The sequence below is a fragment of the Clostridium brassicae genome, from assembly GCF_026738875.1.
Classification (GTDB): Bacteria; Bacillota; Clostridia; order Clostridiales; family Clostridiaceae; genus Clostridium_H; species Clostridium_H brassicae.
Window position 1 is genome coordinate 244983 of record NZ_JAPQFJ010000001.1, and the last position, 26001, is coordinate 270983.

At 27.9% G+C, this 26001-nt stretch carries 22 protein-coding genes and 1 riboswitch; of the genes, 10 read left to right on the forward strand and 12 right to left on the reverse strand.

The window, feature by feature from the left end; genetic code table 11:
• Window positions 1-42: 42 nt before the first annotated feature.
• On the forward strand, window positions 43-1230 hold the full coding sequence (locus tag OW729_RS01165) for an HNH endonuclease domain-containing protein (protein ID WP_268059563.1): 1188 nt from the start codon (window positions 43-45) through the stop codon (window positions 1228-1230).
• A gap of 264 nt (window positions 1231-1494) precedes the next feature.
• On the opposite strand, the gene OW729_RS01170 is transcribed toward OW729_RS01165, so the two are convergent.
• Complete coding sequence (locus OW729_RS01170; protein ID WP_268059564.1) at window positions 1495-1665, reverse strand: hypothetical protein; 171 nt, start codon at window positions 1663-1665, stop codon at window positions 1495-1497.
• A gap of 860 nt (window positions 1666-2525) precedes the next feature.
• On the opposite strand from OW729_RS01170, the gene OW729_RS01175 reads away from it, so the two are divergent.
• The 4 genes from OW729_RS01175 to OW729_RS01190 all read left to right on the forward strand — a co-directional run bounded on the left by OW729_RS01175 (window position 2526) and on the right by OW729_RS01190 (window position 6536).
• Window positions 2526-3176, forward strand: a complete 651-nt coding sequence (locus OW729_RS01175) for a response regulator transcription factor (protein WP_407647609.1) — start codon at window positions 2526-2528, stop codon at window positions 3174-3176.
• Complete coding sequence (locus OW729_RS01180) at window positions 3176-4762, forward strand: sensor histidine kinase (protein WP_268059566.1); 1587 nt, start codon at window positions 3176-3178, stop codon at window positions 4760-4762. Before OW729_RS01175 ends, OW729_RS01180 begins: the two co-directional genes overlap by 1 nt.
• A gap of 123 nt (window positions 4763-4885) precedes the next feature.
• Window positions 4886-5785 (forward strand): ATP-binding cassette domain-containing protein, encoded by a 900-nt coding sequence (locus OW729_RS01185; RefSeq protein ID WP_268059567.1) that lies wholly within the window; start codon window positions 4886-4888, stop codon window positions 5783-5785.
• Window positions 5766-6536, forward strand: coding sequence for an ABC transporter permease (locus tag OW729_RS01190; protein WP_268059686.1), 771 nt, complete (start codon window positions 5766-5768; stop codon window positions 6534-6536). Before OW729_RS01185 ends, OW729_RS01190 begins: the two co-directional genes overlap by 20 nt.
• A 383-nt stretch (window positions 6537-6919) precedes the next feature.
• Here OW729_RS01190 and OW729_RS01195 read toward each other — a convergent pair whose 3' ends face one another.
• Window positions 6920-7318: a (deoxy)nucleoside triphosphate pyrophosphohydrolase gene (locus tag OW729_RS01195; RefSeq protein ID WP_268059568.1), complete on the reverse strand. Its 399-nt coding sequence runs from the start codon at window positions 7316-7318 to the stop codon at window positions 6920-6922.
• Between the two features lie 207 nt (window positions 7319-7525).
• Between OW729_RS01195 and OW729_RS01200 the strand changes: the two genes are divergently transcribed.
• Complete coding sequence (locus OW729_RS01200; RefSeq protein WP_268059569.1) at window positions 7526-8410, forward strand: AraC family transcriptional regulator; 885 nt, start codon at window positions 7526-7528, stop codon at window positions 8408-8410.
• Window positions 8411-8614: 204 nt separating this feature from the next.
• A riboswitch (purine riboswitch) is annotated at window positions 8615-8715 on the forward strand.
• Window positions 8716-8977: 262 nt separating this feature from the next.
• Window positions 8978-9811 (forward strand): 5'-methylthioadenosine/S-adenosylhomocysteine nucleosidase, encoded by an 834-nt coding sequence (locus OW729_RS01205; protein ID WP_268059570.1) that lies wholly within the window; start codon window positions 8978-8980, stop codon window positions 9809-9811.
• Window positions 9812-10146: 335 nt separating this feature from the next.
• Here OW729_RS01205 and OW729_RS01210 read toward each other — a convergent pair whose 3' ends face one another.
• The 5 genes from OW729_RS01210 to OW729_RS01230 all read right to left on the reverse strand — a co-directional run bounded on the left by OW729_RS01210 (window position 10147) and on the right by OW729_RS01230 (window position 14223).
• Complete coding sequence (locus OW729_RS01210; RefSeq protein ID WP_268059571.1) at window positions 10147-11049, reverse strand: radical SAM protein; 903 nt, start codon at window positions 11047-11049, stop codon at window positions 10147-10149.
• Window positions 11050-11060: 11 nt separating this feature from the next.
• Entirely contained in the window at window positions 11061-12341 is a 1281-nt protein-coding gene (locus OW729_RS01215; RefSeq protein WP_268059572.1) for a coproporphyrinogen-III oxidase family protein, read from the reverse strand.
• Between the two features lie 14 nt (window positions 12342-12355).
• A complete protein-coding gene (locus OW729_RS01220) occupies window positions 12356-12805 on the reverse strand; it encodes a helix-turn-helix transcriptional regulator (protein WP_268059573.1) in 450 nt (149 codons plus the stop codon).
• Window positions 12806-13006: 201 nt separating this feature from the next.
• On the reverse strand, window positions 13007-13321 hold the full coding sequence (locus OW729_RS01225) for a hypothetical protein (protein ID WP_268059574.1): 315 nt from the start codon (window positions 13319-13321) through the stop codon (window positions 13007-13009).
• Between the two features lie 56 nt (window positions 13322-13377).
• Window positions 13378-14223: a histidinol-phosphatase HisJ family protein gene (locus tag OW729_RS01230; protein ID WP_268059575.1), complete on the reverse strand. Its 846-nt coding sequence runs from the start codon at window positions 14221-14223 to the stop codon at window positions 13378-13380.
• 292 nt (window positions 14224-14515) lie between these two features.
• Between OW729_RS01230 and OW729_RS01235 the strand changes: the two genes are divergently transcribed.
• Complete coding sequence (locus OW729_RS01235; RefSeq protein ID WP_268059576.1) at window positions 14516-15712, forward strand: RtcB family protein; 1197 nt, start codon at window positions 14516-14518, stop codon at window positions 15710-15712.
• Window positions 15713-15986: 274 nt separating this feature from the next.
• On the opposite strand, the gene ablB is transcribed toward OW729_RS01235, so the two are convergent.
• Window positions 15987-16820 (reverse strand): putative beta-lysine N-acetyltransferase, encoded by an 834-nt coding sequence (gene ablB, locus OW729_RS01240; RefSeq protein WP_268059577.1) that lies wholly within the window; start codon window positions 16818-16820, stop codon window positions 15987-15989.
• Window positions 16813-18120, reverse strand: coding sequence for a lysine 2,3-aminomutase (gene kamA / locus OW729_RS01245; RefSeq protein WP_268059578.1), 1308 nt, complete (start codon window positions 18118-18120; stop codon window positions 16813-16815). The genes ablB and kamA overlap by 8 nt, the downstream gene beginning before the upstream one ends.
• Before the next feature lie 336 nt (window positions 18121-18456).
• On the opposite strand from kamA, the gene OW729_RS01250 reads away from it, so the two are divergent.
• A complete protein-coding gene (locus OW729_RS01250) occupies window positions 18457-19419 on the forward strand; it encodes a lysozyme inhibitor LprI family protein (protein ID WP_268059579.1) in 963 nt (320 codons plus the stop codon).
• A gap of 74 nt (window positions 19420-19493) precedes the next feature.
• A complete protein-coding gene (locus OW729_RS01255) occupies window positions 19494-21002 on the forward strand; it encodes an Ig-like domain-containing protein (protein WP_268059580.1) in 1509 nt (502 codons plus the stop codon).
• 618 nt (window positions 21003-21620) lie between these two features.
• Here the strand turns inward: OW729_RS01255 and OW729_RS01260 are convergent.
• The 3 genes from OW729_RS01260 to OW729_RS01270 all read right to left on the reverse strand — a co-directional run bounded on the left by OW729_RS01260 (window position 21621) and on the right by OW729_RS01270 (window position 25999).
• On the reverse strand, window positions 21621-22973 hold the full coding sequence (locus OW729_RS01260) for an aspartate aminotransferase family protein (protein WP_268059581.1): 1353 nt from the start codon (window positions 22971-22973) through the stop codon (window positions 21621-21623).
• Window positions 22974-23239: 266 nt separating this feature from the next.
• Window positions 23240-24610: a sigma-54 interaction domain-containing protein gene (locus tag OW729_RS01265; RefSeq protein WP_268059582.1), complete on the reverse strand. Its 1371-nt coding sequence runs from the start codon at window positions 24608-24610 to the stop codon at window positions 23240-23242.
• A gap of 180 nt (window positions 24611-24790) precedes the next feature.
• Complete coding sequence (locus OW729_RS01270) at window positions 24791-25999, reverse strand: esterase/lipase family protein (protein ID WP_268059583.1); 1209 nt, start codon at window positions 25997-25999, stop codon at window positions 24791-24793.
• Between the last annotated feature and the right edge of the window lie 2 nt (window positions 26000-26001).

Sequence of the window (26001 nt, forward strand, 5' to 3'; positions counted from 1 at the left end):
GGATAAAGCATATAGGACAACAAGTTAAAAGGGGTAAAAAATTTGAATACAATAGATAAACAAAATACTACAATTTGGGATTTAACATATAAAAATATAGATACAGAACTTCCTAGCAGTGAAAGGGTAGAAGCAAGAAAATTAGAGCAGATGCTCAGCTATGAAAATTTAGTTGCTAGTTATAAAATATATTGGTTTATTGGGATATATAAAGAAATATTAGAAGGTAATAAAAAAATAAGTTTTAAGAGGATAGTATGTAGAATGATAGCAAATGCATGGTATCCATTACTTCAATATCATTTAAGTTTTGGATTTTTTGATAAACTACATGAGGTTATTTTATATGCTAGCTCAAGATATGGATTTGATAGCAATATAAAAGAGAAAGAAATAATAGATAGATTAGAAGAGGATGATGATAAGGAACTAAGTAGAAGAATAAAAGTATTTTACAATATGGTTCCCTATAGATTGATAGCACCGTTTTTTGTAGAAGAATTACGTGGTCTAAAAGATGGTAAAAAGAATAGGATTATAGAAAATTTATCTAATGAAAAAGAAGATGCTCTATATAAAATAGTAAGTGAAAATCGAGAACGGAAAATAATAATAAATGATGAATGGTTTAGATATATAGAAAGCAATCAAGCAATAATTAAAGGGTGGATAAACTATAAGTTAATATATTTTCTTCAAAAGAGAAATCCTAATGTACCAGCCATACCGTTAAAGTTAGAACCACCATATACAAGAGAACTGACCTATGCAAAAAAGTTTTGGAGATATGTAATTCAGGAAAATGTAGGAGTAAAAGATATCTATACAAACCAAGAGTTTAATGCTGAAAATTTTAATAGATATGGGGTAATGAGCATAGATCATTTTATTCCATGGAGCTTTGTTCTCCATGATGAGATGTGGAATCTTGTACCAACATTTAAGAATATAAATAGTAGTAAAAATAATAATCTAGTGCCTATAGAGAAATATTTCAATCCATTTTGTGATATGCAATACATGGCTTTTAATATATTAATAGGACTCAAAAAGGACAAGGTGTTAGAAGAATATCTAAATACTTGTAAAACCTTGAATATATCCTTGTTAATAAATAAAGGGGAGAGTATAGGTAGAGAAGCATTTTATGAATCATTAAAAAATTCAATATATCCTTTATATCAGATTGCATATAACCAGGGGTATGAGGTTAAGGACATTGGGCTATAGGAGATTTTCTATCTTTATACCTGTCGAATTAATTTTTACCACAACACCTTTCTATTAGAGAGGTGTTTTTTATTTAGAGTCTGTTTTAAAATAATATGGGAATGTATTATAAATTAACTATTTTAGTTTCAAAACAGAGTTTTTATTGATAAAGCTAAGTGGCTTATCAATAAGATAAAACTATAAATCTATTATTTATGGATATTTAAGTCTAGTCTAACAAGTGTACAATTAGCTTAGTGTTTTTAAAAATATCTAAAAGCATTAAGCACCAAACATGTTATTCATATTTATTAAAGTTTCGCAAGCTTTTAGGTTGTATTCTTTATCATTGTTAAGTTTGAATTCAACTTCTTCTAAATAATTGTCAGATCCTAATTCATTTTCATCTATAACCTTAGCTAGTTTATCTAATAAATTTTTTAACATTTTCATTTGTATTACCCCCTGTAATTTATTTTTAATTCGTAACTCACTTTATGTTTTAATTATACAACCTAAGTGTTTTAGCAACCATTGATTTAAATTACATTTAGGGTTTCGTAACTTACGTTTTTGTAATGTAGATATTAGAATAGTATATGTAAATATTTACATATACAAAAAAATATTATGTAGAAAGCATATTTATAAAAAAATATAGTGGTTATAAAATATACTTAGATGTAAAAGAGAAGATAGATAAGAATAATGAGTTAAGCGATTTGGATAAGTTAAATTTAATATTTTTTGCTATTTATGAATAACAGTAATAATAAAAATGAAAGTGCTATTAAGGCTGTTGAGTTAGCTAAAGAAATAAAACTGAGTGTTTCAGCAACTCTTGATTCAAATTATATTTTATTTAAAGTTAGTATATTTAAGAATAACTAGGTAATAGTATTATTCTAATGCCTAGTTATTTTAATTTATAGTTCAAATTTCTTATATTAAGTTACTATTGTGTTTTATCAGTATCATTCTTTCTCTTCATATATATCACAAAAAAATTTGAGTCAAAAACAGCACCAATATTTTTTTGATCTCTAACTCATCTCTAATATTATTTTTACCACATATGCAAATTTCTCTGAAAATCCTTTTAATCATATTTAAAATACATTTAGATGAAAGTATGAAAGTAAAACAAAGACTATAGATAGGATATAGATATAATTATAAAATTTATAGTATAATGAATTCAATAATCTCAAAAGCAAAATAGAAACTATAATTATGGTTTTTAAATAAAAAACTGGCTCATAAAATAAATAAATTAAAATAAGGAAGAGGACAATATGGTGAAAATTTTATTTTTGGAGGATGAACCCACAATATCAGAAGTAACGACAGAATATATGAAAATGCAGAATTACGAAGTAATTTGTGCAAGGGATGGAGAAGAGGCTTTAGAATTTTTAAAAAATAATTATTTTGATTTAGCTATATTAGATATAATGGTACCCAAGGTAAGTGGACTAGTTGTTCTTGAGCATATAAAGAAAATAAATCCTCAAATGGCTACAATAATGCTGACAGCTCTTGAAGATGAACAAACACAGTTAAAAGCCTTTAATCTTTATGCTGATGATTATGTACTAAAGCCATTTTCACCCTTGTTATTGCTTAAACGTATAGAAACAATATTGCGTAGGACCATGGGAAACAGAACAAAAACTGAAGAAGTAAGAGGCTTATATATAAATGATGAAGCCTATCAAGCTTACTACGATAATCAATCTTTGCAACTAACAGTAAGTGAATTTTTACTTCTACAAACATTAAAGAAAGAACCAAATCGAGTGTTTACTCGCGAACAATTGATAATGAAAATTTTTAATGAGGAATATTACGGAAATGACAGAATAATAGATGCACATGTGAAAAACCTGAGAAAAAAATTGCCTGAAAAATACATAAAAACAGTAACTGGTGTAGGTTATAAGTTTGATCAGGAGGGTAATTGATGAATTTATCAAAGAAGACCTTCGTGTATAGTGCAATTATATCGGGGGCAATGGTAACCTTAATGATAGCATATTTTGTATTTATGTTTCCTTCATTATATGTGGATTATATGAGAAAGAGTAATTTAAAAGAAATAAAATCCATACAAGAAAACTACATAAATGACGGGAATTATAGAAATATATCCTCAAGCAATCCTACAGCTACAGCAACTATTAAAATACCAGTCAAGGGTAATGAGATTTTTATCTCTAATAAATTTACTTCTATAAAAATCACCATTAATGATAATGAGATATTAAAGTATATTGAAAAAGTAAGGTACTATTCTACTCACAAGGAAGAAATGGGAAATATAGATAAAGAGGAATTTAATTTTACTAGTAATATAGGAAATATTTTTAAAAATAAATTGTTTAAGGATAATTTACCATTAACCTTTGAGTTTTTAACAAATGATTATAAGAATATTTATAAAGAAACATCATCAAAGATTCATGTGGTACAAGAGAATACGGTTATTTATGAAACTAATGTATCTGATGGAAGTAACCAGTATGCCAACTATATCGCCATAAGTACCCATAATAATGATATCATTGTATCCATGTTTTCGGTAATAGTTCCTAATATAGGAGAAATAAGACCAATAATATTTCAAAGCCTACCAATGATTATTGCTACAGCTCTTTTATTAATATTGATATCAACTATATTATTTTCAAGAAAAATAGTGCTTCCAATAGAAAAACTAGTAAATCATGCAGTGTTTATGAAAGACAATACCAATAGAGAAGTTGAACTGATGAAAATGGAAGGAAAGGATGAAATTGCAGTTTTAGGTGAGACTCTTAATGACTTATATCTAAAATTAAATGAAAATTTTAAGGAGCTTGAAAAAAAGAATAACTATCTTTCTGAGCAAAATAAAAGACAAGAGGTATTTCTTAGGGCTTCCTCTCACCAGCTAAAAACCCCAGTTGCAGCAGCTTTATTACTGGTAGAGGGTATGATAAATGAAATAGGAAAATACAAAGATACAAAGGAGTATTTACCGAAGGTAAAGATTCAATTGCAATCAATGAGAAAAATAATAGATGATATTTTAAATCTTAACAATAGTATGGAAGCCATCAAGAAGGAAAATATAAATATTGGTGAAATAATTGATGAAAGCCTCTTGTATCATGAGGTGCAAGTAAAATTAAAGGAGTTTACTATAGAAAAGGATCTTAACTTTTTAAATATAAATACAGATAGGAAGCTTATTTTTAAAATAATAGATAATCTAATAAATAATGCTATAAATTATACTCCTAAAGAGGGGCATATAAAAATAACTTTAACGGAGAAAGCATTAACTATTATTAATTATGGGGCATTTATAGATGAAGAATTATTACCACACATATTTGATCCCTTTGTTTCAAGTAATAGTGAAAATAGGGGGCATGGCTTGGGGCTTTATATTGTAGCCTATTATGCAAACTTATTAAACTATGAGATAGAGGTTAGAAATATTAAGGATGGGGTAGAAGCTATTATGTTTTTTACAAATACTAAGGATTTTAAGAGGATTAAATAAGAAGAAGTATTGTTTACATTAGCTTATGTAATTATCACAAGATTTGCATACAATCTTCACATGAAATCCATATAGATTTGGTACAGTTTAACTATGATGAATGGTTAAATAAGGAGAAGATTTATGGTAACTATAAAAAATTTAGAAGTGAAATATGGCGAAAAAATTGCATTATCAATAAAGTCACCAATAACCTTTGAAGCTGGTGATAGGATAGGGATAATAGGATCAAATGGAGCAGGAAAGTCTACACTAGTTAAATCAATATTAGGACTTACAAATTATAATGGAAATATTCATACAAATTTAAAACCAGAGGAAATGGCAGCACATATGCAGGAAAATAATTATGTGGATACCATGGCGGTTAAGTATATAATTGAAGCTCTTTTGAATACAAAGATAAAGAAAAATAAGGTACTACAAGAACTAATTAGTTTTTTTTATTTTGAGGAGTGCCTTAACAAAAAAATTAGTGCATTATCAGGGGGACAGAAGCAACGTTTAACAATAATATTAGTTTTAATTCAAGATGCCTCTTTGGTATTCTTTGATGAAGTTACTTCAGGGCTAGATTTTGAAACTCGTCAGCAATTAATGAATAAAATAACAGAGTGGTACGAGAATAAAAAAGTTACTATTTGTATAGTATCTCATTATTATGAAGAACTAGAGAAATTAGCTAATAAGATATTGATTTTAGATAATGGGGAAGTAGTTGACTTTGGCAGTAAGGAGCAGTTGTTCCAAAAATACTGTGGAAAATCAACTATAACCATTGAAAATACTAAAAGAAACGAAGAAGTGACTAAGAACTTCTCTAAAATAATAGCACCTGAACATTTAATAGCTATCTCTTGCTTAAGTGAGAGTCAGGAATTAGAAATAATAAAGGTATTAATAGGTGAGAATATAAACTTTAAAAGAAGCAATAATGATATTGAAATTATGTATATTAATGCTAAAGCAAGGTTCAATGGTGAATTAGGGGGAGAAAATTGTGATGAATACGAAGCTATTTAATTTGGGGTTAATAAAATATGAATTTAGAAATTTAATGGGGAATATATTTACAATAATTTTTGGGGTGTTTTTTCCAATTGGTATGACAATATTTTTTGGAACAGCAATGGCAGGTAAAGTGCCAGAGTATATGAAAGATATTTTTATAACAAATATATTTATTACTTCTAGCTTAATTATTCCATTAGCATCTATTCTTATAGGGTATTCAGCTGTATTTTCACAGGAGCTAGAAAAAAATATACCCTTGCGCTTTCGGTTATTTGGATATAGTGAGAAAATTGTATTGACTTCTAAAATATGTGCTAATTTAATTTTTATAACCTTATCATTGATTATGTATGCAGTAGTAGTTTGCTCTGTGTTAAAAGTGCAGGTGCCAACTTTAAGTTCAGTACTTATTTTAATAGGTTCCTTATATTTGTTATCTACATTTTTATTTATATTAGCTCATGGAATAGCATTATTTTTCAAAAAATTTGCGCCAACCTATGCAATAACTATGATATTATATTTTGCAATAATGATTTTAAGTGGAATGTTTGGTGTGCAAGCAAAGGATTTCCCAAATTCAATAAAGGCTGTGTCATATGCTTTTCCGACAACTTATATCAGTGGAGAATTTATAGATTTTTGGCAAGGTGGTAGCTATAATTTTGTGCCATATATTCAGTCTCTTATATTCTTTGCAGCAGTTTCATGTATTATATTATTTATGTCAATACACCATAATAGTAGAAGAATAAAGTAAATACAGCTAATTAATTTACTCCTGATTTCAGCCCATTCTTGAAAGAGTGGGTTTGGGGTATAGTATTAAAAACTATTCCTGTTTTTATTTACTCTTAATATGTATATTTTTCAACTGTGATGGATTTATTTATAGAACTTGGAAAAGGAAAAGGAGCAGAAATAATTTCAATTGCAGGGTAGATTGGATTTTTTATTCTACTAGTGCTAATTCTAACTGGTATGATGGGTGTACAAATGAGTATGGTTAGAACTTCTAATAGCGGATTTTGTGCTATACTAAAAAAGAAGATTTTCTAAAAAACTTGTAGGAGTAAGTGAGAGTTAATTGTTAAAATTGAATTGATAAGGGAATAAATGAAAAAGCATAGTTTCAATCCAAAACTATACTTTTTCATTTGCTAAACGTTCTACTGTAGGTACATCTGCTGGTGCCCAATGTAATGATTTAAGATTTTCTCTTTTAAGCCATATAAGTTTAGAGTGCTCATTAGCAGTAGGAGTACCTTCTTTAATTTTACATTTTATTGTTGTTAGGTTTACAATAAATTTTTCATAATCATGAGTGTTATCATAAAATATTTCTTTATCTTCAACGGAACATTTTAATTCTTCTTGAATTTCTCTTACTATAGCCTGTCCCAAACTTTCCTTCTTTTCAACTTTTCCACCAGGAAATTCCCACATGTTAGGAAGTGTCATTTTAGGGGAACGAAGAGCACACAATATTTCATTATTATCATTTTCAATTATTGCACCAACGACTTTTAATAATTTTTTCATCTTAAACACCTCTATGTTAGGTTAACATATTAGTAAGAAAATATCAATTTAATGGACATATATGTTATAAATAGAAAGATTAGGTTCTTATAAGTTTAAATTATTTAGTAATGAGATAAAATAATACACATATCAGTTTAAAAAGGCATTGTACGTCAAGAAAAGTTGTTGATATTTTGTTATTCTGATTACAGGAGGTGTTAATTTATGGAGTCATGGGAATCTATTCAAAAGACTTTAGATTATATTGAAGAAAATTTATCTAAAAAAATGGAGATTAATAATTTGGCAACGGTAGCAAGTTTATCTCCTTTTTATTATCAAAGACTGTTCAGTCGTTTGGTTGGAAAACCTGTTAAGGAGTATATAAAACTTCGTCGACTTGCTAATGCTGCAGATCTTTTAGTAAATGATAATAGACGGATTATTGATATTGGAATGACTGTTGGATTTGAAAATCATGAGACTTTTACTCGTTCTTTTAAAGAAGCCTACAGTTTAACACCAGAAACTTTTCGCAAGCAACCAAGACCAGTAACACATTTTTCAAAACCTGATTTATCTATGAAATATCAATTGGTAGACGAAGACGTACCATTGGTGGCTGATGGTATTATTTTAGAAGTAAGTCGGAAAAATTTGAGTGATTCTCGTTTTTTCGCAGGTATATCAACAGATGCCCCTTTCCCTAATAATCCGGGAGTAGATTATTTAGCTGAGCTTTGGCACAATTTTCATAGCAAAAAAAATACCATTGATAATTTAAAACAGGGTGGTAATGAAATAGGGGTTGGTGCTCCTAGTGAAAAAGAGGGGCATATTAAGTATTTTGTAGGAGCAGAAGTAACTGATACCAATCATCAAAATGAATTTATCAATTGGGTAATACCAGTTGGAAATTACGTAGTTTGTTCATTTGAAGCGGAAAACTTTCATCTTCTTACAACTAATGCATTAGATAAGGCAGTACAGTACATGTATAGTACCTGGATTCCAAGAAAAAAAATCACTACAGAACCATTTATGGCTGAACTATATTTCGATACTAATGAAGAGGCTGTTTATATGGAAATCTGGATGAAAATATCTTAAATTTAATATTATAAATACACCTTTCTTTTGAGAGGTGTATTTTGTTTATTAATCATATATTATATTTAATACTGTATATAAATACATACGAAGCATGGTTATTGTACGGGTTTTTTATTTGTAATACATGTTAAAATATATAAAATTATATGTTGAAATATATAAACACCTAGTGTATAATGTGTAATACAAACATTTAATAAAAAATACAAAAAAATGTTCGCTTATATAAATTTAGCAATATGGGCTAAAAGTTTCTACCAACTACCGTAAATAGTTTGGCTATAAGTGTTTTATTGTCATGCATGTATGATGTATTTAACACCTTATGCCATTAATTTGGACAAGGTGTTTTTTTGTTAGACGGACAACATTGAATAGCTTTAAGAAACTTACTTTTGTATATTCAAATGAGTAATGCATTTATAGAAATTAAAATTTTGATTTATTATTTAAGATTTAATCTAAAAACATTACTTATGGTACAAGAATACTCTTTATATAAACATAAAAGAGGATTTATAAATAAATTATTTTTTACATAAGAAAGGATAATGAGAGATGAACATGAGAAAAAGGTTTTTAGCAGTAATTTTAGGAATTATAATGACATTTGCATTTATAGGATGCAGTAATTCTAAAACTAAAGAGGCAGTTAGGCCAATTGTAATTCAAGGGGCAATGGATGTAGAAACACAAAGTTTAGTAAAACAGCTGCAAAATGCTGAGAAAGTTACATATGGTGGCTGGACTTTTTGGAAAGGAACAATAGATAAATTTCCTGTAGTTATTGCTAAAACAGAAATAGGTATGACAAATGCTGCAGCATCAACATTGTTAGCTATTGAAAAATTTAATCCTAGGGCAATAATAAATCAAGGAACTGCTGGAGGACATGATCCTCAATTACATCGTTGTGATATTGTTATAGGAAAAAAATCTGTTAATTTTGGAGCTTTTAGATCTGAGCATGGTGACTACAATAAAGGAATTCACTCTGAAAATTGGATTCCTATGAATATTGAGGTTAATGTAAATGGAGAAATAAAGGAATTTAAAGATTTTGAAGGAGATGCTCAGCTTATTAAATCTGCTAAAAGTGTAGCAAATTTATATAAAAAGGGTAAAGTGGTAGAAGGAGTTATTGGATCTGCTGACCAGTGGAACCGTGAGTTAGATAGAATCAAATGGCTTAATAAAAAGTATGGAACATCAGTAGAAGAGATGGAAACAGCTTCAGCAGCGCAAGTGGCCAAATCATATAATGTTCCTTTCCTAGGAATTAGAATATTATCTAATAGTGAAGTGAATAATGAAGAGTATGATAGAAATTCAGGAGAGTATTGTCAAAACTATGTTCTTGAAGTAACAAAAACATTAATTAAGGAATATTCAAAGTAAAACTTTTTAATATTTTATTACTAATTATATTTATATATAGATGAGGAAAGTTAATGTTTTTAAAGAGAATACTTTCTTGTTTTAATTATCAGTGAGTCGGATATGTCTTTTACTAAGGGCCTAGACTATTGGATAAAAGTGTAAAGGACTCAGAGGGGCAAGAGTTATAAAACTTCTTAAGGACTTAGAAATTTAAATCCTTAAGAAGTTTTATTTTTGCAAAAAAACAAGTGTTTATATGAAATATCTTTTTAGATTAATAATACTAATGAAAGTGAAATTAATCTATAGATGTATTGAATATGGAGGTGTTGTGTCAAAATAATGACCTAAAATTACACATACTTTAAATAAGTTTTTAACATCTGCAATATAGCTTTTATATTACCGTCAAACAACATAGAAAACTCCACAGCAAAAAGATATCCACATTCTTTACATAAACCTTCTATTTCGACACATCTTCCACATACATATTTTTTATTATTTTCTGAAACTATGCATTGATAACAAGGTCTTTGCCAAGTGTTTTTTAGATATTTATCTAAAGCACATTGCAAGTTAAAAATAGGAAAGCCTTTTTTAATCATATTTTTTATGGTATATATTGTTTCTTCTTTTTCAGAATGACTTAAGGAGAGGTCTTCTGTACCTTTGTAAGGAGTGTGAAAATTAAAAGAGATAGAATTTATATTAGGATTTTCCTTTGCCAATGTGCAAACTTCAGTAACAGTTTTGTAATTAAGCTTGTTTATAGCCATGTATATGCAAATATTAGAATTATCAGCTTTAGAAATATTATTTATTATAGTATCAAAAGTATCTCCTCTTATAGTGTTATGAGCTTGTCTATTACCGTCAATGCTTAAAAATATAACATCTGCTTCAGGGATATCTAAATCAATAGTTCCATTGGTTACAATATTTACTATATAAAATCCAATTTCCTTAGCTTTTTTAATTAGATCTCTTATAGTTTTATCATTGTGCTCCCAAAGTAAGGTTTCTCCACCACAAAAAAATAAAATTCGGATACCATCATTATAAAAATCCTGCATTTCTTCTACTATATCTTCATAAGGATTCATAATTTGGTTTATATTATTTACTGCACAATGTTTACAATGAAGATTACAGTAATCTGTTAAAATTATAGTCCCTAATATAGGCTTCTTCTTTTTAAATATAATTGTTTTTATTCCAAATAAAGCAAGCTTTAAAAACTCTAATTTTTTCATATATATTCTCCTTATAATTCCAGTCTTTCTATCCAAGGACTTTTCATGGATTCATGCCATAAATAGTTTAGATAGTATATGGAGTATTGTTTTTCTACATAATGATACGCAAATTGTCCAAATCTAGTTAGAAAAATTTTATTTCCTTTTTTAGTACACATTCTTAATGTCTTAAGAATTGTAAATAAAAGTTTGAATTCCTTTTCCATATCTTTATTAAATAATTCATAAAATCTATCTTTATCAATTATCCCATCATAGCATCTCCAAAATATCCAAAATATCATCTTTTCCCTAGATGTCATAGTATTTACTAGATTTATTGGAGGGGTTGGAGATTCTATTGAGTTACACTTTATATATTCATCTACATTAAATGTGTTTAAATAAAAATAATTAGAAAAAAGAGAGCTAGCGCCTGCGCCTATTCCTATAAAACTTTCCCTGGTGACAGAGGTGTATCTGTTATTTTCAGCTTTACCATATGTCCATATAGAACTTCTTTCATATCCATATTCTTTTGATACATTTTCAATTAGATTAAGAATTTTTTTCTCCCCAAATTCACTAAACCTACTTAACTTTTTTTCTTTTATAATTCTATCCATAGACGTCATAGGAAATATTATAAGTGGGTATATAGAAAGTTGATGAATGTTGTATGAATAAACCTTTCTTAAATCATTTTCAATATCATCAATAGTTTGTCCAGGTATATTAGTCATAATGTCTACATCTACACATTTAAAATTAAACTTAATTATCTTTTCTAATGCATTTGTAGCTTCAGCTTTTTTATATCTTCTACCTAGGAAATTTAATTTATCATCATTAAAAGTTTGAATTCCTAAACTTATAAGGGTTATATCTGCAAGTTGTATTTTGTTTAAGAGTTCTTCTGTTACTTCTGTAGGATATACTTCTATCCCAACATCCCCATTAAAATTAAATTCTTTTTTTATAAAATCTAATACTTCTTTTATTTCATCAATTAAAAGAGTGGGGGTTCCTCCCCCTATATATATGGAAGAAATATTTTTGTTTTTTAAATGTTTCTTATAGAAATTGAGTTCATTTAGTAAAGCATTTTTATATTTTTCTACCTTTTCTTTTTCATAAACTACTTTATTATATGGACAATAAGGACAAATGCTTTTACAAAAGGGTATATGTATGTATAAACCTGTATTTTCCTCTATTTTATTAAAATCTACCATACCATTTTTATAGCCTTTAAATATAAATTTATCTCTCTTTTTAAGTATTAACTTTCTAAATATATCTGTAATCATAATTTATTTTCTCCTTATGTATATAGTTCTTGTAATCTTTTTTCCATATACTCTAGATCAAAAGAGGAACATATTCTTCTATCCTTATTATCTAAGATTCTATAATGATTTGTTATTATATTTTGCTGTATTCTATAAATTCCTTTGCTATTAATTGGTATCCACCATACTTTTCCACCCAAAGTATTTTTATAGTTCTCTTCATAATTGTTAAAGGCGATAGACAGTATTAAATCTTCAGAAGACCCTCCAAAAGCCATTTCAAGTATTTCTGAATCCTTAAAGATAGTGCATACTGTTACAGCACCAGTCCATCCAAGGCTTGATCTACCTTTTTCTATCTGAACCAATGTTTTTTTTGATATTCCTATTATTTCTGCCATTTTGTCTTGAGTAAATTCTTTTTCATTTCTTATAAGCTTTAGCTTTTCATCTATCTTTTTTATAAAATCTGTTTTATTCAAAAAAACCCTCTCCTAACTACACATATAGTGTAATTTTACACTATATGTGTAGTTGAGTAAAGGATAATTAAAATATATTTCCATAAATAATAAAATTCGGAGTACTATAGATGGTTATGTGTATTTGTAGATATGTTGTTAGTAGGTATTCTATAAGGTTAAGAGAGGGCTGAATATCTATGTGTAAATTATAAATTTTTTCTATGCTGAAGCATAATTAGTTTTTTTAGCTGATATTTTTTTGTTTCTGTATTTAATTTTTTGCTTATTTTCTTTTATCCATTTTAATTTTTGTATCTTCTTTATATATAATTCATCTGTGGACAATCTTAGACATGCCACCATCATGTAAAATGATTTTGGGATTATTCTGTTTTTAGTTAAGTATATACATTTTTTTGCTGCTTCAATGTTTTTAAAGTGACTGTGATTTTTATAATATCCTTCCAAATTAATTACTATATATCCACGTTTACTTTTTTTTATCAAGTAGCTACTATCTTTTAAAATTATCATTTAATCACATCCTTAGGGAGTTATGTGTACTGACTATAAATAGTAGGTTATTTTTATTAAGCTAATTTTAGTTGGTTTTTTGTATAATATATAGACTTATTGTCTGTTATTTTAACGAACTCAGGCTTTCTATTGTTAAATATAGTTATATATTTAAAGTTAGCTATTTTAGCTATTTCAATAGCCTCTTTTATTCCTTTTCCAACATCTACAGCATAATGAGCATCAGAACCTATTGTTATAATTTCACCTCCAAGTTCTCTATAGAATTTAACAATATCTAAATCGGGAAGACATTTTTTTGCGTGTTGTCTAAGACCTGAAGTGTTAATTTCAATTCCCTTCCCGTTATTAATTAAAATTTTTAATATCTCTTCTAATTCTTCTTTATAATCGATTAGTTTTATCTCAACTCCATATTTAGCACTATATCTTTTAACCAAGTCTAGATGAGCAATACAATCAAACAAATTCCATTCTGCAAGTTTTTTTAATTCTTTTAGGTATATTCTGCAATAATAATCAACGTCTATCTTTGAGTAATTTAATTCTCCGAAATCTACATCATCGCTCATTTTATGTGCAGATGCTAATACATAGTCGAAAGGATTATTTTCAAGTATTTCTCTTGAAGATTTTGAATATATATGAGGCTGACCAAGTTCTATACCAAACTTAATTTTAAGATGCTTTTCAAAAAAATTTCTTGTCTCTAAAATTTCTAATAAATTGTCCTTAGGATCATAAAAAGAGTAATTTTCATTTTTTCTAGTAGGTTCAAAGTGATCTGTAATGGCAATTTCTTTTAATCCCATTTCTAAAGCTGATTTGCACATTTCTACAACTGAATTATGTCCATCAGTTGATTTTGTAGAATGTGTATGGTAATCATACAAATACATTAGATCATCTCCTTTTATATGCAACTATTTTTAATATTACACTTAAATTATAATACCTGTTTGTAATATTCTCTTTAAGTTAATATTAAGATTATGAAAATTTACATATTAAGTACTAAGCCTAGTATTTATTAAAGTTTTGTAACTACACAATTTCCTAAATTATTAAGTTTGAATTAAATAGTAATAAATGCTAAAATTAATCTAGATTATTTAAAGCAGGAGTGAGAAAAATGTAATTAGGAAATAGATTCCCTTGAAAATTAAATACGATTTGGATGAGGTGTTAAGAATGCAAGAAATTAAAGGGAGATATAATTCAGCAAAGGTATTTACTGATAATATAGATAGTGAAACTATTTCTCAATTATACACTCTGTTAAATCAAATGTTTATTATAGATAGCAAAATAAGAATTATGCCAGATACTCATAGTGGTAAGGGGTGTGTTATAGGTACTACTATGACAATTAAAGATAAGGTGGTACCTAATTTAGTTGGTGTTGATATTGGATGTGGCGTAGATGTTATAAAAATAGATAGTAAAGAAATGGATTTTGAAAAGTTAGATAAGGTAATAAGAGAAAATATTCCTTATGGAATGAATATTCATGATAAATCTCATAGATTTTCAAAAGATATAAATTTAGAAGAACTAAAATGTATTAAGCATGTTAATTGCAGCAGAGCTATAAATAGTATTGGAACACTTGGTGGAGGAAATCACTTTATTGAAGTAGATGTTGATATTGAAGGAGCATACTATGTTCTTATACACAGTGGAAGTAGATATCTTGGAGGACAAGTTGCTAAATATTATCAAGATTTAGCAGTTAAGAATTTTAACAGAGATAAAGTCATGAATGAAAGAGAAAAAATAATAAATGAATTAAAAGCCTGTGGAAAAGCTAGTAAAATTGAAAAAACTTTAAAGAAACTAAAGCATCCACCACAAAATCCTAAAGAACTTATGTATGTTGATGGAGCTAATTTTAAGGATTATATACATGATATGAATATAATTCAAAACTATGCTAAAACAAACCGCAGGGCTATGGCAGATATAATATTAAAAAATATGGGATGGAAAGTAGAAGATTACTTTTCAACTATACACAACTATATTGACATAGAAAATATGGTTTTAAGAAAAGGTGCAGTTTCAGCTCAGAAGGGTGAAAAACTAGTAATACCTATAAACATGAAAGATGGGGCTTTGATTTGTATAGGTAGAGGAAATGAGGACTGGAATTTTTCAGCGCCTCATGGAGCTGGAAGGATATTTTCTAGAAAACAAGCTAAAAAGGTGCTTTCATTAGAAGAATTTAAAAATAAGATGAATGGAGTATGGACATCATGTGTTTCACAATACACTTTAGATGAATCCCCAATGGTTTATAAACCTATATATGAGATAATAGAAAATATAATAGATACGGTAGATGTCATAAGTACTATAAAGCCAGTTTATAATTTTAAAGCTAACTAAAAATAGGTTTTAAATAGCAGGTAATCTCGTTTTATTAATTACTCCTTCAATTAAATTATTAAAGAAGAGTAGAGTATTAGAGTAGGATAGATATGAAATAAACATAAAATGAGCAGAGAGTTTTATTCTGCTCATTTTTTAATAATCGAAAAATTAAAATTTGAAATTTTTAAATAAAACAAGCCACAAAAACTTAATTTAAATATAAAATTATTTTATATTTATTTTGATAAAATGAATTACATAGTAATCAATAACATAATTGATTTTATTATTAGAGTTCTTTATACCACACATTCATACTTTCTATTCCACCTGAAATATTAGTATTGTTAATCAAAGTTCCAGCAAAGGTATAGCAACTTTTAGAAAATGTGATATTCATACCATAGGATATGGATCTGGCTATACTATATGCTGTTTTAATTCCTCTGTTTTTCATTTCTTCTTCCATTTTGTCTAATAAATAAATAGCTAGTCCATTACCTCTATATTTAGGATTTGTGCCAAAATCCGTCATTTCGACATTGAGTTTCTCTTCATCCATTTCTGAAGAAGATATAGCTATAAGCTTATCATTATGCCAAATAGTAAAATAAATTACATTTTCATTCATAGTTTTTAAAATATATTTGTAATCATGTATAGGAAAAGGGTATGTTTTAAAAATATCTTTATAAAATTCTGCAATTATTTTTGCGTCTTCTGCACAGGCTTTTCTATAGCTAAGGTATTTGGGTAGGTGATAATCTTTTTTGGTATTTTTATTTTCTTTAGCTTTATCTAAAACATTATTAATAATTTCTTTATCTTTTTTTTCATGTCTATCTTCAGAGAAATATTTAGCCATAAATAATCCATCATCTTTTCCTTTATATAAATTAGGAACTATAGCCTCTATACAGTAATTTTTTTCAAAAAAAGTTGATTTTGCACCAGAAGGGATTTTTACAAATATCTTTGTATATCCTTTTTGTTTTGATAGTTCTTCTAAGCTGTTGGTAATATCGGAAATATCATCTTTATGGAGTTTCATTAAGTATACACGATCATTTTCTTTATCATGTTGAATTATGGATTTACCTATTTTACTTATTGTATTATTCATTCTTCCTTCTCTCCAATCTCTCGTTGTTATTTGGGACAAAAGAAATAGCTTTATCATAATCACAAAGTAATTTTTCAATACCTATAGCTTTTATTTCTTCCACCTCATCTAAATTTAAGGTTAAATTGCAATTATCACAATCTAAATCACATAAATTAGCTTTATATGAATCAGGTTCTTTGTAAGTGGTTATAACTCCTTCATAATTTCTTAAAATAACTTTATTATGAGACCAAGATACTAGATAATTTGGCATAACAGGAATTTTACCGCCGCCACCAGGCGCATCAACAACAAAGGTTGGGATTGCAAATCCACTTGTATGTCCTCGAAGAGATTCCATTATTTCAATTCCTTTTCCAATAGGGGTTCTAAAGTGAGATAATCCTTCTGACATATCACATTGATATATATAATATGGTCGAACTCTATTTTGTACTAACTTTTGAACTAATCTTTTCATTATGTGAGGACAGTCATTGACACCTGCTAATAATACAGATTGATTACCAAGTGGAATTCCGGCATCAGCTAATTTTTTTAGTGCGTTTCTTGATGATTTTGTGATTTCTCTTGGGTGGTTGAAATGTGTATTTATCCATAGTGGATGATACTTTTTTAACATGTTGACTAGATTATCTGTAATTCTGTAAGGTAATACTACAGGGGTTCTTGTACCTATTCGTATAACTTCAACGTGTGGTATGCTGCTAACTTCTTTTAAAATCCATTCTAAGTATTCATCAGATAATAAAAAAGGATCTCCACCTGATAACAATACATCTCTTACTTGTGGAGTGTTTTTTATATAATCAATTCCCTTTTTTATAGTTTCTTTATCAGGAATACAATCTATGTCTCCAACTTTTCTTTTTCTAGTACAATGTCTACAGTACATTGCACAGACATTACTTATATGAAGTAAAACTCTATCAGGGTAGCGGTGAGTAACACCTTCTACGGGACTATCTTTATCTTCAGCTAATGGATCTGCCATATCATATTTGTTTATGATTAGCTCTCGTGAGGATGGAAATGCTTGTTTATAGATAGGGTCATTTTTATAGTCATTAATGTCTATTAAAGACAGATAGTATGGAGTTATAGACATGGGGAATTTGCCCATTGTCGCTTTTATATCATTTTTTTCTTTCTCATCTATTTTAATATTTAATAATTTTTCAAAGGTTTCTATATCTTTTACACTGTGGTTTATCTGCCATTTCCAGTCTTTCCAACTAGAGTATTTTTCCTCCCAATTAATTGAATTAATATTTTGCTTTTCATTTTGTTCAGACATAACATTCTCCTCTCTAATGAAATTCTTATATTATATAAAATTTTTATATTTTTTACAAACAACTTTATTATAGCATATGAGTTGTTTGTTGTAAAATAAAAAGTATATGAGGTATTTAACAATTTTAAAGATAGATAGCATGAAATACAATATAGAGATAATTTATGTAAAAGTTTAATTATTAGTAAGGGAAGCTTAAGGAAACATATACTAAGGGTAGTGTATGTTTATATTTTTCATCATTATAGGATAACTTGATATAATTTGACTTGAAATGTAGAATTTTTAATAAAAAAGATGTAAAATATCATTTATACATAAGAGGAGGAGTGAAATATGAAGAAAAGAATAAGCTTATTAATTTTCACCATGTTTTTTATATTTGGATTAGTTGGATGTAGCAATAGTGTTGTTAAAGATTCAATAAAACAAGGAAAAGAAGCACTTCAAAATAAAGATTATAATAAGGCATTAGCTTCCTTTGATATAGTGTTAGATAAAGATAGCAAAAATGAAGAAGCTAATACTTTGAAAAGTATTATAAATGGATACTTAACAGCTAAAGAATATTTACAACAAGGTAAAGTAGAAGAAGCACAAAACACACTTAAAGGAATTGATTCTAAGTATAATGAATACTCAATAAAAGATGATATAAATAAATTAAAAACAGAAATAGAAAAAGCTAAAGAAGATAATAAAACAATTGATGAGGACATTATTAAATTAAATGCGTTATATGCTAATCACAAGTATGATGATGCAAAAAATCTTATTTTAGAATTAAATAAAAATCAGTTAAATGATAAACAAAAAGAAGAAATAAATAGTATAAATAATAAAATTATTAGTGAAGAAAAAAATTTAGGAAGTAATAAAAATACAGCAAATAGTAAAGAAAAAAATTTAAATACAACAAACACACAAGTATCAGTGCCTAAAAATCAAAAAAAATTATATATAAATAAATTAGATAATATTAAAGAAGGGCTAAAAGATTTAGAAGTTAAGTACAGTGGATCAACATCGGAAATGAAACAAGCTGCTCAAGAAGAGTATAAAAGATGGGATACTTCTTTGAATGAAATATATGGTGTATTAGAGTCACAATTATCATCTAGTGACATGAAACAATTAAAAGAAGAACAGCGTAAGTGGATATCTTATAGAGATAATAAAGCTAAAAAAGATTCTCTAGAGTTTAAAGGTGGAACAATGGAGTCACTAACTTATCTTGCTTCATCAGGGGAATCAACAAAAAATAGATGTTATCAATTGGTTGAAAAATATATGAAATAGGTAATATTGAAACATTTTACAGGCTGTTGTATACTTATGTAGAAAAATTATACATAATGAAAGGAAAAAAACTAATGAAAAAATCTAGAAATATTTCAATTATAACTATGATTATTTTTACGTTTTTAATGACATTAATCCCAGTTACTAAAGCACATGCCATTATAACACAAAGTAATATGGATAAAGCCACATTACTAAGCAATGATAAAAGGGTATCTGAAACTTTAACTAATAAAAATTTTAGAGATGATAGAAAGTACTATAAATTTAATATGGACAAGGATGGTCGGGTTGATTTAACAATAAGTCATGATAAAGCTTATTCTGATAAAACTTTATTAATAGAGTTATATGATGAAAATGGATATAAAATAAAATCATCTCAAACTAAAGGAGAAGAATACAGAAATACAACATATTTACCAAAAGGTACTTACTATATTTATGTTCTAAAATATGCTTCAATAAGTTCTGTAAGTTTTGATATAAAGGTTAATTTAAAGTATGGAAATTATTATGAAAAAGAGCCTAATGGTTCTATAGAAACTGCTAATGATATAAATTTAGATACTAGTTATACAGGTACCAGTGATGATTATTATGATGAAGATTATTATAAATTTTATATAAATAAGGATGGAAAAATTACAATAAATTTTTCTTATGATTTAGTTGAAGGAGTAGAAAAAGGAGTTTGGAGGATAAGTATAGAAGATACTTATGGAACTTTAATAAGTGAGTATATCACTAAAACAGATGATACTAGTTTTGAAAAAAACATATCACTAAGCAAAGGAACATACTTAGTAAAAATCAAGCCTTACTCTGGCAAAGGTGTAGATTTAAATTATTCATTAAAGCTTAAATTTTCTTCAGATAATACATATGAAAAAGAGCCTAATGATTCATTAAAATACGCTACACCAATTGATTTAAATAGAGAATATAATGGGTCCATATCCTCTAAATTAGATAATGATTATTATTCATTTGTTGTAGGAAAACCTCAACCAGTTGAAATCAAATTATATAATTACAATATAAAAACTAAGTACCCAACTCTTATGCAAATTAAGATAGTGGATGCTGCTGAAAAAGAAGTTGTAAATACTAGACTAGTTCCTGATTATCTTGACAATGTTTCTTATAAGGTAACATTAGATAAAGGGACATATTATGTTCATGTATTTTTGTTTCCTTTAAGCTATTTTGAGAATGATTTAGATTACTCTATAAAAGTAATCGGAGATTCATCTTCTTCAACTATCGATACAGAGGGATTTAAGTCAAAACCAACTCAAACTAATATTTCACCAAATAAGACATGGGAAATTAATTTTAGTGGGGCATTAGATATTAAAACAATAACTGAAAAAAATATATATGTTTTAGATAGTAATAAAAATATAGTTCCTATGCTTTATGTATTAGATACTGTAAAAAATAATAAAATAAGTGTAACACCTGTTAAAAATTATAATAGAGGAGAAACATATACTTTATACATTAAAGATTTAAAATCAACTTCAGGAAAAGTATTAAAGGAAAGAACAAAAATGGATTTTGTAATTCAAAAATAGAGGCAGTTCACAATTATTTTTAGAAAAAATTACTAAGAATAATTGTGAATTGTTTTTTTATAAATGAACATAATAATAGCATAAGGAACATGACAGTTGAGTCAAGACCTATATATGCTCTTAGGGTTTTGGGGTATATATGGGTCGGTCAAAGATTTTGTATAGGTCTATAGAGGCTTATATAAGGTCAGAGAGAAGATTTTACACTGTGGGGTAAAGCTTTATTATAGTGAATTTTGAAAAATAAATTCATTATAATGAGGTTGAAACTTATAGTGTAAGGTCGAGCTAAGATTATATGATGTATTGAAATAGGTTTTATAAGGTCGAAAGATTTTATAAAGTTTATGAGATATGTTATATAGTCGAGGAAACCATTAGTATAGGTTGTGACCTGCTTTATTATAGTCGGAAGATTATAGTAAGGTAATAAGCTATCTATATTAGTGTAACTTAGATTGTTATGCTCTTTAGATGTAACATTAGTTTTGAAAAATTAAAAAATTTTACAGAACTAATATTATAAAACGAATGTAGATATATGTTCGTAAAGACCTAGAATCCCGATACTTTACCTCATAAAGTATCGGGATTTTCTTAAAAATTCATGTGAATTGCTTACCAACCTTTTGAAATTTCTAGAACTTCATCTGAAATTTCATTGTTTAAGTATGATTTTATAGCTTCCTCAATAATATCTAGCGATATATCTATTTGCTCTTTATTTATTACAAGTGGTGGTTGTATTCTCAGAACATTACTTGAAACGAAAGTAACTAATACTCCATTTTCCCATGCACTATAACAAATTTTTGCAGCTGCATTAGCATCTCTTTCTTTAGTAGTTCTATCCTTAACAAGATCAACTCCTATAGTCATTCCAACACCACGTACATCTCCAATGATTTCATATTTTTTTTGCATCTCTCTGAATCTTGATTTCATATACTCCCCTAAAGTTTTTGAACGTTCTATAAGTTTTTCTTCACGTATAACTTGAAGAGTAGCAATTGCTGCCTTACAAGAAATAGGGTTTGCTGTACCAGTAAATGTATGAGCGGGTGCATCTAAGGATTCCATAATTTCTTTTCTAGCTACAATAGCACTCATAGGCATACCTGATGCAATTGATTTCCCAAGAACAACCATATCCGGTTCTATATTAAAATTATCTATTCCAAACCATTCTCCAGTTCTACCGAAGCCTTGTTGTACCTCATCAACAACAAATAATATTCCATTTTCTTTACAGATACTATAGAGTTTATCCATGTATTTTTTAGGAGGTACTATAAACCCAGCATCTCCAGCTATAGGTTCTATTAATATAGCTGCAACCTCTTCTGGTGCTAAATAATACTTAAAAGCGTTTTCTAGTTCATTGATACATTCTAAATTACAATTACATTCTTTTTTTTCAAATCTACAACGATAACAGTCTGGATAATGAATATGATGTATTTCTGGAAGTAAAGGTCCTATTTTTCTACGCATATTAAGATTTAATGCTGAAAGAGAAATGGCTCCATAGGTTGAACCATGATAAGAACCAATAAAGGATATTATTTTACTTCTTCCTGTATATGCTCTTGCAAATTTTATCATTCCATCATTAGCATCAGATCCTGTAAGTCCAAAAATAATTCTTTTTTCAAAGTTGCCAGGAGTAATATCTATAATTTGCTTTGCAAGTTCTACAAGTGGCTCATGATATACATAAGGATAAATATAGTGAACAAAATCTTTTGCTTGATTTGTAATTGCTTCTACAATTTTAGGGTGACAGTGACCAGTATTAAGCATAGCGGCACTTGCAAGCATATCAATATATTGGTTGCCATCAGCATCTTCAATTATTGCCCCTTGTCCTTTTTTTACTGCTAATGGGAAATAGGGAAGTTTACCTGCTTGTGCATATATTTCTTTATCTTTTTCTACAATAGATTTACATTTATCAATATTTTTATTCAATTTTGGTTCCTCCTTTAAGTTAATTCAGTTGTTAGATTTGCTTTAAAATATTCTACTTGCAAGAATCGCTCCAAAATATGAGGAAAGTACCATTAAGCCTGCTATTATCCACTACGAGGGCTATTTAATCATATGAACAAAAAGAATGGCAGTGTAAAGCTATTTACACTGCCATTCTTTTTATTATTTTAAAACATTACTATTTATAAGGGATTTACTACAGATATTAAGTGTAAAGTATTTACATGTAAACACTTTACACTTAATTACAAATTATATTTTTTTAAAAACTTGTATAGTGTTGGTCTCGAAATTCCTAAAATTTCCGCTGTTTTTTTCTTGTTGCCTTCAGTTGAGTTTAATGTATTCATTAAAATTTCTTTACTTATTATTACTGATTCTTTTTTTATAATTTCTTCGTAATTTGGTTCTTTAAATCCAGCCATAGAGAGGTTTTTTTCTGTAATCCACTTCTCATCACATACAAACATAGATCTAGAAATTACATTTTCAAGTTCTCTAATATTTCCATTCCAGCTATGTTTCATAAGAATTTCTTTTGCTTTATCATCTATTCCTTTAACATATTTATTACCTTTATCTATAAGTTTCTGTACAAAATAATCTGCAAGTAAAAGTATATCATTTCCTCGATTTTTTAAGGGAGGAATTTCAAGATATAAAACTTTTAACCTATAATATAAATCTCGTCTGAATTGACCATTTTCAACCATTTCTTCTAAATTCCTATTTGTAGCCGCTATTATTCTTACGTCTACGTTTATGGGTTTATTTCCACCAATTCTATTTATACACATAGTTTCAAGTACTCTTAATAATTTAGCTTGAATATCTATCTGCATTTCTCCAAGTTCGTCAAGAAATAAGGTTCCTCCATTTGCTAGTTCAAACTTTCCAGGTTTTCCACCTTTTCTAGCTCCAGTAAAAGAACCTTCTTCATATCCAAAAAGTTCACTATCTATAAGCTCATTTGGTAAGTTTGCACAATTTAGCGCAACAAAAGGTTTACGTTTTCTGTTACTATAATTGTGTATAGATTGGGCAAATAATTCTTTACCAGTTCCTGTTTCCCCATAAATTAAAATACTTTCATTACTTTTCGAAAATGACTTAGCTAAATTTATAACTTTTTTTAAAGTATTACTATTTCCAATAATATCATCAAACATGAAAAATGCTTGATGACCTGCAATTGTATTTGCAAGTTCTCTAGAACGTTCAATACTCCTAAATATATCTATGGCTCCAATAATATTACCATCTTTATCAAATATGGGATAACCCGAATTTATAAGATGTGTTTTTTTACCTTTAAAATTCCAAAAATATTCTACATCTATAATGCTTTTTTTCTTTTCAATAACTTCTATTAACATGGGTTTATCTGGAGATAAACTATCTACTTTTTTATTAAGTAGCTCATCTTTAGTAGCCCCGACTATTTCACAACAAGCATTATTTACATATAATAAATATCCATTTTTATCACAAAATGATATGCCATCGTTTACTGAATCTAATGCCATTAGGAGTATATCATTAAAAGTTTTATCAGAATTATTACATTTTGTGACAAGTGATGGATATAATTGTTCTACTAATATATCTTTTTTCATTATATATTTACCATACCTCTTCATTATATTTCTATTTTTCTCTAATACCTTTTAGTATAAAACTTATTTACATTATAACAAATCATAGGGGATAGTTAACAAACAATTATATTTTTTAAGACGAAGTAAAATCAAAAATACCCCATTTTATTAATTTGCTAAAAGAGATTATAGATTTTATTATTCAGGTAGAGATATTAAGTGTTCCATTAAGTTTGTATACCAAGGTAGTATATCATTACCAAAGGTGTTGAAGATATTTATTATATCGCCATGATCCATATTATTTAACATAGGCATATCGTGCCATATTCCTTTTTTAGATTGACCATTAAACTTTACTATTTTATCATTAGAACCTTCCTTAGGACCATTTTGACTTATAACATTTACAATGCCATCATTATGTGCCCAATTTTTACCTATGATAACTTTAATAGGGTCATTACGTCTATAATAAATCATTTTATTTGAAAATAATAAAAAGAAAGGATTCATACGAGAATCAAAAACCACATTTCCAGTTAAATAATTATTTCTAGTGGCTTTTGTTGAGTATGCAAAATAGTATACATCAGCTTGAGTGTGTACCCACTTATTTAGCTCTTTTGCACCTTCAGTAGTTAGATCATAAGCAGCAATATCGCGGTTATTTTCCCAAAGAGGACTTTCTAAAACTCTATGGATATATTTTACGGCTGATTCTCCAGATTCTCTTTTCAATCCCCAGTGTTCTAATTTAAAGTCGAGTAAATGATTTAACATGTTCCCTGATAACGTTCCTAAATAAGCAGTTAGTTCTTTAGCATAAGCTAATAAATAGTTAGAATCTGCAAGGGTTGTTCCGTCATGGGGAGCAGATATAGTTGATACACTACAAATCCAATGTTTTTTTCCCGAAAATAATGAAGACATACTATAGTGGCTATAACTTCTTTCAGATTTTGAACCTTTAGCTAAAAGTTGATCTAGTACACGAATAGTTTGTCCACCCATACTATGGCCTATTAAATGAACTTTTTTTATTTTACCATTGTTATCTCTTTCTCCCCAATCTTTATATATACCAGGATAAATCCTGCCAAATCTATTATGTCCATGTTCTTTTGAATGCTTTTCTCCATAATCTACTTGACCACCTTTTATGTATGCATAAAGTTCACAAGCTCTATCCCAGTTACTTGATATGGGGCCAATAGAAGCTGTATATATTTTATAGCCTTTGTTTTTTAGTTCAGTTTCTAAGTCTCTAAACCCTCCCCAATATTTGAAACCTAAGGCTTCATCTCTTCCCCACCCCCTGAAACCATGGACTAAAATTACGGGATAAGTGTTTAGAGTATTTTTATATTCTGTAGTTGTAATCAATGGTAAAGAATGTTTAATCATAA

Coding starts and splice junctions, on each gene's coding strand:
- OW729_RS01230 (WP_268059575.1), bottom strand. CDS start 14,223: ATGTATTTGTATGATTACCATACACATTCTACAAAATCAACTGATGGA.
- OW729_RS01215 (WP_268059572.1), bottom strand. CDS start 12,341: ATGATTACAGATATATTTAGAAAGTTAATACTTAAAAAGAGAGATAAA.
- OW729_RS01205 (WP_268059570.1), top strand. CDS start 8,978: ATGAGAAAAAGGTTTTTAGCAGTAATTTTAGGAATTATAATGACATTT.
- OW729_RS01200 (WP_268059569.1), top strand. CDS start 7,526: ATGGAGTCATGGGAATCTATTCAAAAGACTTTAGATTATATTGAAGAA.
- OW729_RS01250 (WP_268059579.1), top strand. CDS start 18,457: ATGAAGAAAAGAATAAGCTTATTAATTTTCACCATGTTTTTTATATTT.
- OW729_RS01210 (WP_268059571.1), bottom strand. CDS start 11,049: ATGAAAAAATTAGAGTTTTTAAAGCTTGCTTTATTTGGAATAAAAACA.
- OW729_RS01270 (WP_268059583.1), bottom strand. CDS start 25,999: ATGATTAAACATTCTTTACCATTGATTACAACTACAGAATATAAAAAT.
- kamA (WP_268059578.1), bottom strand. CDS start 18,120: ATGTCTGAACAAAATGAAAAGCAAAATATTAATTCAATTAATTGGGAG.
- OW729_RS01195 (WP_268059568.1), bottom strand. CDS start 7,318: ATGAAAAAATTATTAAAAGTCGTTGGTGCAATAATTGAAAATGATAAT.
- ablB (WP_268059577.1), bottom strand. CDS start 16,820: ATGAATAATACAATAAGTAAAATAGGTAAATCCATAATTCAACATGAT.
- OW729_RS01190 (WP_268059686.1), top strand. CDS start 5,766: ATGAATACGAAGCTATTTAATTTGGGGTTAATAAAATATGAATTTAGA.
- OW729_RS01255 (WP_268059580.1), top strand. CDS start 19,494: ATGAAAAAATCTAGAAATATTTCAATTATAACTATGATTATTTTTACG.
- OW729_RS01225 (WP_268059574.1), bottom strand. CDS start 13,321: ATGATAATTTTAAAAGATAGTAGCTACTTGATAAAAAAAAGTAAACGT.
- OW729_RS01170 (WP_268059564.1), bottom strand. CDS start 1,665: ATGAAAATGTTAAAAAATTTATTAGATAAACTAGCTAAGGTTATAGAT.
- OW729_RS01185 (WP_268059567.1), top strand. CDS start 4,886: ATGGTAACTATAAAAAATTTAGAAGTGAAATATGGCGAAAAAATTGCA.
- OW729_RS01265 (WP_268059582.1), bottom strand. CDS start 24,610: ATGAAAAAAGATATATTAGTAGAACAATTATATCCATCACTTGTCACA.
- OW729_RS01180 (WP_268059566.1), top strand. CDS start 3,176: ATGAATTTATCAAAGAAGACCTTCGTGTATAGTGCAATTATATCGGGG.
- OW729_RS01235 (WP_268059576.1), top strand. CDS start 14,516: ATGCAAGAAATTAAAGGGAGATATAATTCAGCAAAGGTATTTACTGAT.